Raw genomic sequence first — 12,973 nt, 5'->3', positions numbered from 1 at the left:
GGAGAGCGGTCGGCGCGCGGCCTCCGGCCTCACTCCTTCAATGACGCGAGCAGGAACAGCCGCGCCTTCTGCCAGTCGCGGCGGATGCTGCGCTCGGAGCGCTCCAGCAGCGCGGCGATCTCCAGTTCCGACAGGCCGGCGAAGTAACGCAGCTCCACCACCTGCGCCAGGCGCGGATCGACCGCGGCCAGCTTGGTCAGCGCGGTGTCGAGGCCGAGCGTGTCCTCGTCCAGACGCAGGCCGCCCTCGACGTCGTCGGGCAACTCGGTGACGCGATGCAGGTCACCGCCGCGCTTCTGCGCCAGTCGCTGCCGCGCGTAGTCGACCACGACGCTGCGCATCGCGGAGGCGGCATAGGCGAAGAAATGGGCGCGATCGTCGAACTGCGCCTCGCGGCGGCCGATGAGCTTCAGGTAGGCCTCGTGCACCAGCGCGGTCGCATCGAGCGTCTGGCCGTGCTGTCCGGCGAGTTGCCGGCGGGCCATCGTGTGGAGTTCCTGGTAGAGCGTCGCCAGGACGCGGTCCAGGGCACCCCGGTCCCCTTCCCGTGCGGCATCCAGCAGCAGCGTGATATCGGCGGTATCGGCCATGGGACGCCCCGTGCGCAGTGCTCCGGACTATACGCTTTTCCGTGATTGTCACCACGAAATAGTCGTGTAGGGATAGCGCGCGATGGCTTTCAGTTTTTTCCGACACGCCCCGGAAAAAAGCGTCCCGATCCGGACTTATTTCTGACAGTGCCCGCACCACACGGTGGTGCGCTGGCCGATCGACGCCTGCTTCAGCGGCCGCCCGCAACGCGGGCAGGGTTCACCGCCGCGGCCGTAGGCGGACAGTTCCTGCTCGAAGTACCCGGGCGCGCCATCCGGCGCCAGGAAGTCCCGCAGCGTCGTCCCGCCACGTTCGATTGCGTGGCCCAGGATGCGGCGGATTTCCTCCGCCAGCCGCTGGTAGCGCTCACGCGAGACCTTGCCGGCGGCGCGCAGCGGCGAGATGCCGGCGGCGAACAGCGCTTCGGCCACGTAGATGTTGCCGACGCCGACCACGACCCGCTGGTCCATCAGGAAGGTTTTCACCGGCGCGCTGCGGCCGCGGCTCAGGGCGAAGAGGTAGTCGTCGTCGAACTGGTCCGACAGGGGTTCCGGGCCCAGGTCGGCGAGCAGTTCGTGCGTTTCGCCCGGCGGTTGCCAGAGCAGGCAGCCGAACCGGCGCGGGTCGTTGAAGCGCAGCACGCGCGCGCCCTCCCGGCCGCTGGGTTCCAGCGCGATGTCCACGTGGTCGTGCGTGCGCACCGGCGTGTCGGCGGGCAGCACGCGCAGGCTGCCGGACATCCCCAGGTGCAGCAGCGCGCTGCCGGCGCCGGTATCCAGCAGCAGGTACTTGGCGCGACGGCGTACCGCCGTCACGCGCTGGCCGGGGAGCAGGCTCACGACTTCGTACGGGATCGGCCAGCGCAGGTCCGGCCGGCGCAGGACGACGTTGGCCACGCGGCGGCCTTCGACATGCGGCGCCAGTCCGCGACGGGTGGTTTCGACTTCGGGAAGTTCGGGCATGGGGCGAGCGTACTATCGGGGCCGTTCCCTCCGGCTTTCGCCGTCATCCTGGCGAAGGTCGGGTTTGGCGACCGGAGACCGAGGGATGGGTTCGGGAACGGGCAACGACAAGGCCACCCCGACGTCCGTGCTCCAGCCCGCGCTGGGTACGGCGCTGCGCGACTACACGCGCGGCGAGCTGGACCTCGCGCATGCCGCGCTGGGCGATCCCGACCTGCACGAAGGCGTCCACCAGGCGCGCAAGGCGATCCGCCGCGCGCGCGCCGTGCTCGCGATGGGCGACGGCCTGCTCGGGCCCGGTGCCGGCCTGGTCGACCGCGAACTGCGCGCGCTCAACGACGGCCTGTCGAGCCTGCGCGACGCGCACGCGCTGGTGGAGGTGATCGACCGGCTGCTCAAGCGCGAACGCCGCGACGACGCGCGCGAGGTGCTCCAGCGCGCCCGCGAGGCCGCCGTCGCCACGCGCACGCAGGTCGCCAACGTCGCGACGCGCTCCGACCCCGGCCTCGTCTCGCGCCGCGGCATGCTCGACGTGCTCCGCGCCGCGCTGACCGCACTGGACTGGTCGCGCCCGACGCCGGCCGGGCTGCGCATGGCCATCGCCGACAGCGACCTTCGTTCGCACGAAGCACGCCTGCGTGCGTACGAAGGCGGCGATGACGACGACTGGCACCGCTGGCGCCGTCGCGTCCGCCGCGCCTCGCACCAGCGCCGCGCGATGGAGGGCGTCGGACTGGCGGCTCCGGAGGCTTCGGACCGCTTCGACAAGCGCACTACGCACCGGCTGGGCGAAGCGCAAGATCTCGCGCTGCTGCTCGATCACTGCCGCCGCGACTCCCCATTCAGCAAGGACGATCGCGACGCCCTTCGTGCGCGTGCGCGACCGGCGCTGCAGCGCGCGAGGCGGCGCATTGCGCGCCAGGTGGCTGAACGCCGCGACGCTTGCCCGACCGACTGAACGACCCCATCACATAACCACGCCATACCGGCGCGAAGGGTGCGTTCGGGCTGGCATGATCCGGTTCGTACCGCGCGAAAGCCGGTCACTTCCTGCCGGCAATGTGCTGCACCGGCGTTTCCGGAGTCGAAGAATGTCCCTGTCCGTGCTCGACCTCATCGCTGGCGGTTTGCTGCAGGCCAGCTGGGGTGAACTGCTGATCTACCTGCTGGTGGTCACCCAGCTGACGATCTTCTCCGTCACGCTCTACCTGCATCGTTCGATGGCGCATCGCTCGGTGGACTTCCACCCGGTGCTCGCGCACTTCTTCCGGTTCTGGAGCTGGCTCACCACCTCGATGATCACGCGCGAGTGGGCCGCGATCCATCGCAAGCACCACGCCAAGTGCGAGACCGAGGAAGATCCGCACAGCCCGCAGTTCAAGGGCATCGACACGGTGATGTGGCGCGGCGTCGAGCTGTACCGCGACGCGCGCGGCCAGCGCGAGGACATCGAGAAGTACGGCAAGGGCTGCCCGGACGACTGGATCGAGCGCCACCTGTACACGCCGCACGCGACGATGGGCCCGGTGCTGATGCTGGTCATCAACACCGCGCTGTTCGGCCTGTGGGGCGTGGCGCTGTGGGCCATCCAGATGGTGTGGATCCCGTTCTGGGCCGCAGGCGTCGTCAACGGCCTGGGCCACTGGTGGGGCTACCGCAATTTCGAAACCACCGACACCGCGACCAACCTCACGCCGTGGGGCTTCTGGATCGGCGGCGAGGAACTGCACAACAACCACCATGCGTTCCCGTCGTCGGCGAAGTTCGCGCTGCGCAAGTGGGAATTCGACATCGGCTGGAGCGCGATCAAGCTGCTCGAGAAAGTGCGCCTGGCGAAGGTGCTGCGCGTGGCGCCGACGCTGGATGTGCGCCCGAACATCGCCATGCCGGACGGCGAAACGCTGAAGGCGCTGCTGGCCCTCCGCTTCCAGGCAATGACGGACTACTACCGCAACGTCACGCTGCCCGCGTTGCGCGAAGCCAAGCTGAAGCTGCCGCGCAACCTGCGCCAAGGCCTGGCCGACGACGGCCGCTGGCTCGACGACGACAAGCGCGCGAAGCTGCAGGCGTGGCTGGCCGAGCGCCCGAAGATGGCCACGCTCGCCGAGTTCCGCCAGCGCCTGGCGCAGGTGCTCGACGACCGTTCGCACGACGCGCAGGCGACGCTGCAGAAGCTGCACGCGTGGTGCACCGAGGCCGAAGCCAGCGGCATCCATGCGTTGCAGCAGTTCTCCGCGCGCCTGAAGGGTTACGCGATCGCGCCGGCACGCATCGCCTGACCTCGCCGATGGTCGCGACGGATCGCATCGCCACGCACAAGCCCGCGCCGAAACGCGCGGGCTTCGTTTTGCTTCTCGCCATGACATGCGCGGGAAGCGCATCCGCCCAGTCGATTCCGCTTCGCCTGAACCGCGCGCCCGCGACGGCGACGACACCCGCACCGGAGCCCGCCCCGGCGCCAGTGGAAACGAACCTCGGCGCGGTGGACGCAAGCACCGACTACGTCGCGCGCATGGACGCCGATCGCAATGGCCGCGTCTCGCTCGCCGAATACCAGGATTGGCTGAGCTACGCCTTCACGCGCATGGACGCCAACCGCGACGGCGTGCTCTCGGCCGATGAACTCCCAGGCGGCCGCGGCAAGCCCGTCACGCTGGCCGACCATCGCCAGACGGTGGCCGAGCGTTTCGGCCGCCAGGATCGCAACCGCGACGGTTACCTCGACGCGCAGGAATTGCTGGCGCCGCCGCAGTAACCGAACGCGGCGGACTGGTTCCTCCGGATCCGCCGAAACCGGTCCACGCGGCGCACCGAACGCTTTCTACGCTGGCCTCGACTCCTTCGAGGCCACGACCATGCCCTGCTTCATCTGCGAGACCTGCGGCACCCAGTTCGCCGAACGCGCATCGCCGCCACCGCACTGCCCGATCTGCGAGGACGAGCGCCAGTACGTCGGCTGGAACGGTCAGCGCTGGACCACGCACGATGAGCTCGCGCAACGCTTCAGCCTTCGCGTCGAAGAGGACGCCGGCCTGCTCGGCATCGGCATCGATGGCGATTTCGCCATCCCGCAGCGCGCGCTGCTGCTGCCGACGGGCGCGGGCCATCTCATGTGGGAATGCGTGAGCCTGGTGACCGACGCCGCCGTCGCCGCGTTGAAGGCGCGCGGCGGCGTGGATCGCATCGTCATCTCGCACCCGCATTTCTACAGCGCGATGGTGGAATGGAGCGACGCGCTCGGCTGCGTGCCGATCCTGTTGCACGAAGCCGATCGACGGTGGGTGCAGCGACCGTCCGAACGCATCGAATTCTGGCGCGGCGATGCATTGCGGCTGTCCGACGACGTTACGCTGCTGCGCGTGGGCGGCCACTTCGACGGCAGCACCGCGCTGCACTGGAAAGGTGGCCCACGCGACGGCAGCGCCCTGTTCCCGGGCGACGCGCTGCAGGTCGTGCTCGATCGCCGCCACGTGACCTTCATGTACAGCTACCCGAACTACATCCCGATGAAGACGCGCGACGTGCACGCGATGCGTGCGCTGCTGGACGGCTTCGATTTCGCCGACGTGTACGGCTTCACCTGGGGCCGCAACATCCTCGGAGGCGCACGCGCCGCCGTGGACGCGTCGTTCGAGCGGCATCTGGCGGCCGTAGCCGCATGACTCCCTCGACCTCGCGGCTTGAGCCCCTCTCCCCCCGGGAGAGGGGTTGGGGTGAGGGTCGGGGCATGCGACCACGCCCGCATTCGCGATGCCCCAACCGTTCCGCTCGAACACTCACCGCCGCAACGCTTTCTCCAGCGACGCCAGGCGCTCGCGAATCTCAACCTCCCCCACGCACCCCAACCCGAACGCCACGCCACGCACCCCATCCTCGCGCCGCGACAACGCGCGCAGCGGCATCGCACCCATCGCATGCTCGCGCACACGCGGCAGCAGCTCATCCGCGGCCTCCGCATCGATGAACCGCGCCGCGACATGGATGCCCGCCTCCGACGGAATCGCCACGAGCCATCGCGACAGCCGGCCGTCGAGCATCTCGAACAACGCCGCGCGCCGGCCTGCGTACACGCGCCGCATGCGTCGCACATGACGCGCGAGATGGCCTTCGAGGATGAAGTCCGCCAGCGCGTCCTGCACCTGCGCGTTGCCGCAGGTGTCGGCGCCTTCCTTCGCCGCGGCGAGCGCATCGCGCAGCCATTCCGGCGCGACCACGTAACCCACGCGCAGCGAGGGAAACAGGCTTTTCGAGAACGTGCCGACGTAGACCACGCGCCCGTCGCGATCGAGCGTCTGCAGTGCGTCGAGCGGACGCGCGCCGTAGCGGAACTCGCCGTCGTAGTCGTCCTCGATGATCAGCGCGTCGCGTTCGCGCGCGAAATCGAGCAATGCGCGCCGACGCGCCATCGACATCGCGACGCCCGTCGGATACTGGTGCGACGGCGTCACGTAGACGATGCGCGCCTCGCGCGGCAATGCGTCCACGCGCAGGCCTTCATCGTCCACGGGCACCGGTACGACGTCCGCACCGGCCGCGGCCATCGCGGCGCCCGCGGTCGGATAGCCGGGGTCTTCGACCGCGACCACCGTGCGTCCCGGCGTCACCAGCAGGCGCGCGAGGAGGGCGAATGCCTGCCGCGCGCCGGATGTCACGATCACGTCCTCCGCGCGGCACGCCACCGCGCGAGCGAACGACACGTGCCCGGCGATGGCCTCGCGCAGGCGCGGCCGCCCGTGCGGCGGTTGGTACGCAAACGCCGAGCCGTTGCGCGGATGGAACGCGCGCGACAGCAGGCGTCGCCACACGTCGAATGGAATCTCGCGATGGTCCGGCACGCCGAGGCGGAAGTTGGACGTCCACGCGTCGTCGCTCGCGACCGCGCTGCTCCACGACGGCGCCTGCCATCGCGTGCGCAAATGACCGTCCGCCAGCCGAGGTGTGCGCGACGCCGGACGCGTGGCGACGTCGGCGACGATGGCCTTCGCGCCCGCGCGCGTGATCACGTAGCCCTCCGCGACCAGCAGGTCGTACGCGGCGATCACCGTGTTGCGCGCCAGGCCGTAGGCGGTGGCGACGCGACGCGTCGAGGGCAGTTCGGCGCCCGCGCGCAGTCGGCGATCGAGGATCGCCTCGCGCAGCGCCTCATGCAGGGCGCGCGTGCGGCCCGTCGCGGCGATCACCGCCAAGTCCAGCGCGAACTCGAAAACTGGTTCCGTCGAAGTCATGGCAACTGGCCTGCGCGTGGGTCCAGTCCAAGCCTACGGTATGGCCATCGACCCCGCACCCGGAGCGCCGCCATGACCGCACGCCATCGCCCGATGGACGACTTCCTGCCCGCCCGCGTCGCTGCCGCCGGCGACACGCCGTGGATTCCGATGTCGGCCGAAAAGTCCTGGAAGCCGCTGCGATTTCTCGAAGACGGCCGGGGTTTTGTCGAACTGCTGCGCATGGCACCGGGCGCGATCATGCCGCTGCATCGCCACACCGGCGAAATCCACGCCTACAACCTCGCCGGCACGCGCACGCTGTGCACCGGCGAGGTGATCGGCCCCGGCGATTACGTCTACGAGCCGCCTGGCAACACCGACTGGTGGCGCGTCACGGGCGACGCGGAAATGACCGCGCTGGTGGTCGTCATCGGCGCAGTGGAGTTCCTCGGGCCGGGCGGCGTGGTGACCTCGCGCGCGGATGCGCATTCGCAACGGCGCGCATACGAGGCCTGGTGCGCCGAATCCGGCCTTCCGGTGCTCGACCTCTCCGAATGAAGCGCGCCGCGATGTCAACGGGTACCGCGCCGCGGTGCACATTGCGACAATCGGCCTTCTCCCGGATTCCCCGGGCTTTGACGATTGGAAGCAATGCAGCACACCCCGCAAGTCGCCGCAAAGATCGCCCGCCTCATCGCCGAGGAAATCAACGCACAACCGCAGCAGGCGCTCTTCGCCATCGCGCTGCTCGACGAGGGCGCGACCGTTCCGTTCATCGCGCGCTACCGCAAGGAAGTCACCGGCGGCCTCGACGACACGCAGCTGCGCAACCTCGAAACGCGCCTGACGTACCTGCGCGAACTGGAAGATCGCCGCGTTGCGGTGCTGGCCAGCATCGAGGAGCAGGGCAAGATGACCGACGCGCTGCGCGCCGACATCATCGCTGCCGACAGCAAGGCGCGCCTGGAAGACCTCTACCTGCCCTACAAGCAGAAGCGCCGCACGCGTGCGCAGATCGCGCGCGAAGCCGGCCTGGAGCCGCTCGCCGATGGCCTGCTCGCCGATCCGACGCAGGTTCCCGAAACGCTTGCGGCGACTTACGTCGATGCCGAGAAGGGCGTCGCCGACGCGAAGGCCGCGCTCGACGGCGCACGCGCGATCCTGATGGAACGCTGGGGCGAGGACGCCGCGCTCGTCGGCGAACTGCGCAACTGGCTGGCCGAAGTCGGCGTGATCCGCTCGCGCGTGGCCGAAGGCAAGGAAGCAGCCGGCGAGAAGTTCCGCGATTACTTCGACCACGCCGAACCGCTGTCGAAGATCCCGTCGCACCGGTTGCTCGCGCTGTTCCGCGGTCGTCGCGAGGAGTTCCTGTTCATCGACCTCGATCCCGGCACCGATGCCGACGCCGGTCACCTGCAGGGCGAAGGCCGCGTCGCGCACCACGCCGGCATCAAGGCGCAGGGTCGCGCCGCGGACAAGTGGCTGATGGATTCGTGCCGCCTGACGTGGAAGGCGAAGCTGCACCTGCACCTCACGCTCGACCTGTTCTCGCAGGCGCGCGAAAAGGCCGAAGCCGAGGCCATCGACGTCTTCGGCGACAACCTCAAGGACCTGCTGCTCGCCGCGCCTGCCGGCCCGAAGGCCGTGCTCGGCCTCGATCCGGGCCTGCGCACCGGCGTGAAGGTCGCCGTCGTGGATCGCACCGGCAAGCTTGTCGATACCGCGACGATCTATCCGCACGAACCCAAGCGCCAGTGGGACCAGTCGCTGATGATCCTGCGCGCGCTGTGCGCGAAGCATTCGGTGGAGCTGATCGCCATCGGCAACGGCACCGCCTCGCGCGAAACCGACAAGCTTGCCGGCGATCTCATCAAGCTCGCGCCCGAGCTGAAGATGCAGAAGATCGTCGTGAGCGAAGCCGGCGCGTCGGTGTATTCGGCGTCGGAGTTCGCGGCGAAGGAGTTCCCGGACCTCGACGTGTCGATCCGCGGCGCGGTGTCGATCGCGCGCCGGTTGCAGGATCCGCTTGCGGAACTGGTGAAGATCGAACCCAAGGCGATCGGCGTCGGCCAGTACCAGCACGACGTGGACCAGTTCAAGCTCGCGCGCGCACTCGACGCGAAGGTCGAGGACTGCGTGAACGCCGTCGGCGTCGACGTGAATACCGCCTCGGCGGCGTTGCTCACGCGCGTGTCGGGCCTGTCGTCGACGATCGCGCAGAACATCGTCGTGTATCGCGATGCGAACGGCGCGTTCAAATCGCGCAAGGAACTGCTGAAGGTGCCGCGCCTGGGCGACAAGACGTTCGAGCAGTGCGCCGGCTTCCTGCGCATCGCCGATGGCGACCAGCCGCTGGATGCCTCGTCGGTGCATCCGGAGGCCTATCCGGTGGTCGAGCGCATCCTCAAGCAGTGCGGCCGCGAGGTGAAGCAGTTGATCGGCGACGCGTCGCTGTTGCGCTCACTCAAGGCCGAGCAGTTCATCGATGAAACCTTCGGCGTGCCGACGGTGCGCGACATCCTGAAGGAGCTGGAAAAGCCGGGCCGCGACCCGCGTCCGGAGTTCAAGGCCGCGCGCTTCGCCGACGGCGTGGAAGACATCAAGGACCTGCGCGAAGGCATGATCCTGGAAGGCGTGGTCAGCAACGTCGCCGCGTTCGGCGCGTTCGTCGACATCGGCGTGCACCAGGACGGCCTGATCCACATCTCCGCGCTGTCGGACAAGTACGTGAAGGATCCGCGCGAAGTGGTGAAGGCGGGCGACATCGTCAAGGTGAGGGTGCTGGAGGTCGACGTCCCGCGCAAGCGCATCGCGCTGACGCGTCGCCTCGACGACACCGCGCCTGCGCCGCGTGGCGATCGCGACGACCGCAACGCGCCGCGTGGCAATGCATCGCGCGGTGGACGCGATGGCGGCCGCGACGCACGCGGTAGCGGTTTCAATACCGCGCGCGCGAACACCCCGCCGCCGATGAACAACGCGCTGGCGGCTGCCTTCGCGAAGGCGAAGAAGAGCTAGTTCCCGCGCCGTCGTTCAGGGCGATCCCTTCTCCCCGCGCGGGAGAAGGTGCCGGCACAGCCTGCCCCGGACTTGATCCGGGGCTTGATCCGGGACGGATGAGGGCAGGGTGCCGCTGACGTTTCAGTCTTCACCAGCCTCTCCCGCGGGAGAAGCGAGAGGACGAGCTCGCTCCCGACACATGACGATTGCGCATGAGGCCAGTCGCGCATCGCAGAACGCGCGCCAGATGCCGCATCGTGCGCCGCGCCGGGTCGGGCTAGGATCGACCGATCCCTCCGACCGTCGCCCGCCATGCGCCCGAACCTGCTCGCTCTCCTGACCGCTTCCCTGCTCGCCGCGCCGGCTTTCGCGCAATCCACGCAGGCCCCGCCCGACACCGCCGCCGCCGCACAGGCGGTGCAGAAGGACGTCGTCGCGTGGCGTCGCGACATCCACCAGCATCCCGAACTCGGCAACAACGAAGTGCGCACCGCGAAGCTCGTCGCCGACCAGCTGCGCAAGCTCGGCCTGCAGGTGAAGACCGGCATCGCGCACACGGGCGTCGTCGCGGTACTGAAGGGCGGCAAGCCCGGTCCGCGCATCGCCTTGCGCGCCGACATGGACGCGCTGCCGGTGACCGAACAGACCGGCCTGCCGTTCGCATCGAAAGTGCGCACGACGTACCGCGGACAGGACGTCGGGGTCATGCACGCCTGCGGTCACGATGCGCACGTCGCGATCCTGCTCGGCGTCGCGACCGCGCTCGCCGCGCAGAAGGCGACCTTGCCGGGCGAGGTGATGTTCGTCTTCCAGCCGTCGGAGGAAGGCCCGCCGAACGCGGGCGAAACCTTCGGCGCCAAGCTCATGCTCGACGAAGGCGTCTTCCGCGATTTCAAACCGGATGCCGTTTTCGGCCTGCATGTATGGGCCGGATTGCCGGTGGGACAGGTCGGCGTGCGCAGCGGGCCTATGCTCGCCGCGGCCGACGAATGGAGCCTCACCGTGCGCGGCGCGCAGACGCACGGCTCGCGTCCGTGGGACGGCGTCGATCCGATCACCGTCGCCGCGCAGATCCTGCTGGGCACGCAGAGCGTCATCGCACGCCAGGTCAACGTAGCAGCGTCGCCGGCGGTGCTTACCGCGGGGCAGTTCAATGCCGGCGTGCGCTTCAACATCATTCCCGACGAGGCGAAACTCGTCGGCACGCTGCGCACGTTCGATGCGGCGCAGCGCGAGGACATCATCGCGCGCTTCCGCCGGACGGCCGAGGATTTCGCGCATGCCAGCGGCGCGACGGCGACGCTCGATGTCGCCGCGAACGCGCCGGCGACGGTCAACGATCCCGCGCTCACCACGCGCGTGCGCCCGTCGCTGCAGCGCGCGGTGGGCGAGGCCAACGTCGTCGAGATGCCGTTGCAGACGGTCGCCGAGGACTTCGCGCAGTTCGCCAACGTCGTGCCGGGCGTGTACTTCTTCGTCGGGTCCACCGCGAAGGGCACCGATCCCGCGAAGGCGCCGATCAACCATTCGCCGCAGTTCCTGCTCGACGAAGGCGCGCTCGACGTTGGCGTTCGCTCGATGCTGCAGGTGGCGCTGGATTACCTCGGCGCGAAGTAGCTCCGGATGAGGCCGGCGGCCGCGCGAGCGGACGAAAGCGCGGACGCGGCCCGATCCGGCACAGCCGCTTGGGCTAGGATCGACGCATCACTCCGGGGAGTCACCGTCGATGCGCCTGATGCCCGCGCTGCTGAGCAGCGCACTGCTTGCCACGCCCTTGTTCATGACCTCGCACGGCGCCCACGCGCAGGCCGCGCCTGCCGGCGAGCGGCCGGAAGTGGCAGCCGCCGCGAAGTCCGTGCAGCAGAAGGTCGTCACGTGGCGACGCGATTTCCATCAGCATCCGGAGCTGTCCAACCGCGAGGAGCGCACCGCCGCGAAGGTGGCCGAACACCTGCGCGCGCTGGGCCTGAAGCCGAAGGTCGGCATCGCGCACCACGGCGTGGTCGCGATCATCCAGGGCGGAAAGCCCGGCCCGAAGGTCGCGCTGCGCGCCGACATGGACGCGCTGCCGGTGACCGAGCAGGTCGACCTGCCGTTCGCATCGAAGGCCACCGCGACCTTCCGCGGCGAGACCGTCGGCGTCATGCACGCCTGCGGCCACGACGCGCACACCAGCATCCTGCTCGGCATCGCCGACGCGCTGGTGAAGATGAAGGCCGATCTTCCGGGCTCGGTGATGCTGGTGTTCCAGCCGTCGGAAGAAGGCGCGCCCGACGGCGAGGAAGGCGGTGCGTCGCTGATGCTCGAAGAGGGCCTGTTCAAGGACTTCAAGCCCGACGCGATGTTCGGCCTGCACGTGTTCTCGACGCTGCCGGTCGGCCAGATCGGCGTGCGTCAGGGTCCGCTGATGGCCGCGTCCGACAAGTTCACCATCAAGGTGAAGGGCCGCCAGACGCACGGTTCGCGCCCGTGGGGCGGCATCGATCCGATCGTCGCCGCCGCCGACGTGATCGGCACCGCGCAGACCATCGTCAGCCGTCGCACCGACATCGCGAAACTGCCGGCGGTGGTGAGCTTTGGCGCGATCAAGGGCGGCATCCGCTACAACATCATTCCCGACGAAGTCGAACTGGTCGGCACCATCCGCACCTTCGATGAAGGCATGCGGCAGAAGATCTTCGGCGACCTGAAGAATGTCGCCGAGCATGTCAGCGCCGCCAACGGCGCGACGGCCGAGGCGAGCGTTCCCGACCAGGGCGGCAACCCGGTGACGGTGAACGACCCGGCGCTGACCGCGCGCATGATCCCGAGCCTGAAGGCCGTGGCCGGCGCCGACAACGTCATCGAACCGCCGCTGCAGATGGGGGCGGAGGACTTCTCGTTCTACGCGAAGGAAGTGCCGTCGATGTTCTTCTTCGTCGGCGCGACCGCGAAGGGCATCGATCCGGTCACCGCGCCGAGCAACCATTCGCCGAAGTTCGCGCTGGACGAAGCGTCGCTCGACCTCGGCCTGCGCGCGCTGCTGCAGGTGACGCTGGACTATCTGCATTCGCCGACGGGCGCGGTGGCGGTCGGTGATTTCGAAGTCGGGATGAGCGCCGGTATTTGAGGTCGCATCGACCTGTCCGGAACGTCATCCCGGCGAAAGCCGGGACCCAGGCCGTCACCGCTTCGAGTCGCAAGCGCCTGCTTCTTCCATCAGATGCTGTGGGC

General features: G+C 69.1%; 11 protein-coding genes. 8 read left to right on the top strand and 3 right to left on the bottom strand.

The genetic code is table 11. The features are described from left to right. Positions 1-29: 29 nt before the first annotated feature. Both ABIE51_RS00340 and mutM read right to left on the bottom strand, forming a co-directional pair. The gene (locus tag ABIE51_RS00340) at positions 30-590 is read right to left on the bottom strand and encodes an ECF-type sigma factor (protein WP_115844418.1); all 561 of its coding nucleotides are present in this window, start codon (positions 588-590) and stop codon (positions 30-32) included. Positions 591-725: 135 nt separating this feature from the next. Beyond that, complete coding sequence (gene mutM / locus ABIE51_RS00335) at positions 726-1,553, bottom strand: bifunctional DNA-formamidopyrimidine glycosylase/DNA-(apurinic or apyrimidinic site) lyase (RefSeq protein WP_192631811.1); 828 nt, start codon at positions 1,551-1,553, stop codon at positions 726-728. A gap of 85 nt (positions 1,554-1,638) precedes the next feature. On the opposite strand from mutM, the gene ABIE51_RS00330 reads away from it, so the two are divergent. From ABIE51_RS00330 to ABIE51_RS00315, 4 genes are all read left to right on the top strand, one after another. Next, the gene (locus ABIE51_RS00330; RefSeq protein WP_192631810.1) at positions 1,639-2,511 is read left to right on the top strand and encodes a CHAD domain-containing protein; all 873 of its coding nucleotides are present in this window, start codon (positions 1,639-1,641) and stop codon (positions 2,509-2,511) included. Positions 2,512-2,644: 133 nt separating this feature from the next. Further along, a complete protein-coding gene (locus tag ABIE51_RS00325) occupies positions 2,645-3,832 on the top strand; it encodes a DesA family fatty acid desaturase (protein ID WP_192631809.1) in 1,188 nt (395 codons plus the stop codon). A gap of 203 nt (positions 3,833-4,035) precedes the next feature. Continuing rightward, positions 4,036-4,308 (top strand): EF-hand domain-containing protein, encoded by a 273-nt coding sequence (locus ABIE51_RS00320; protein ID WP_354503038.1) that lies wholly within the window; start codon positions 4,036-4,038, stop codon positions 4,306-4,308. Positions 4,309-4,408: 100 nt separating this feature from the next. Beyond that, positions 4,409-5,215: an MBL fold metallo-hydrolase gene (locus tag ABIE51_RS00315; protein WP_192631808.1), complete on the top strand. Its 807-nt coding sequence runs from the start codon at positions 4,409-4,411 to the stop codon at positions 5,213-5,215. Between the two features lie 114 nt (positions 5,216-5,329). On the opposite strand, the gene pdxR is transcribed toward ABIE51_RS00315, so the two are convergent. Then, complete coding sequence (gene pdxR / locus ABIE51_RS00310; RefSeq protein WP_192631807.1) at positions 5,330-6,778, bottom strand: MocR-like pyridoxine biosynthesis transcription factor PdxR; 1,449 nt, start codon at positions 6,776-6,778, stop codon at positions 5,330-5,332. Positions 6,779-6,850: 72 nt separating this feature from the next. Between pdxR and ABIE51_RS00305 the strand changes: the two genes are divergently transcribed. The 4 genes from ABIE51_RS00305 to ABIE51_RS00290 all read left to right on the top strand — a co-directional run bounded on the left by ABIE51_RS00305 (position 6,851) and on the right by ABIE51_RS00290 (position 12,869). Further along, entirely contained in the window at positions 6,851-7,318 is a 468-nt protein-coding gene (locus ABIE51_RS00305; protein ID WP_354503033.1) for a cupin domain-containing protein, read from the top strand. A 93-nt stretch (positions 7,319-7,411) separates the two neighbouring features. Beyond that, positions 7,412-9,778, top strand: coding sequence for a Tex family protein (locus ABIE51_RS00300; protein WP_192631806.1), 2,367 nt, complete (start codon positions 7,412-7,414; stop codon positions 9,776-9,778). A gap of 294 nt (positions 9,779-10,072) precedes the next feature. Continuing rightward, positions 10,073-11,377 carry a M20 family metallopeptidase gene (locus ABIE51_RS00295; protein WP_192631805.1) on the top strand — a complete coding sequence of 435 codons (1,305 nt, stop codon included), beginning with the start codon at positions 10,073-10,075 and terminating at the stop codon, positions 11,375-11,377. Positions 11,378-11,495: 118 nt separating this feature from the next. Next, positions 11,496-12,869, top strand: coding sequence for a M20 family metallopeptidase (locus ABIE51_RS00290; protein ID WP_502913318.1), 1,374 nt, complete (start codon positions 11,496-11,498; stop codon positions 12,867-12,869). Positions 12,870-12,973 lie beyond the last annotated feature (104 nt).

The sequence above is a fragment of the Lysobacter sp. OAE881 genome, assembly GCF_040546665.1.
GTDB lineage: Bacteria > Pseudomonadota > Gammaproteobacteria > Xanthomonadales > Xanthomonadaceae > Lysobacter_J > Lysobacter_J soli.
This window is presented reverse-complemented; position numbering and strand designations above follow the sequence as displayed.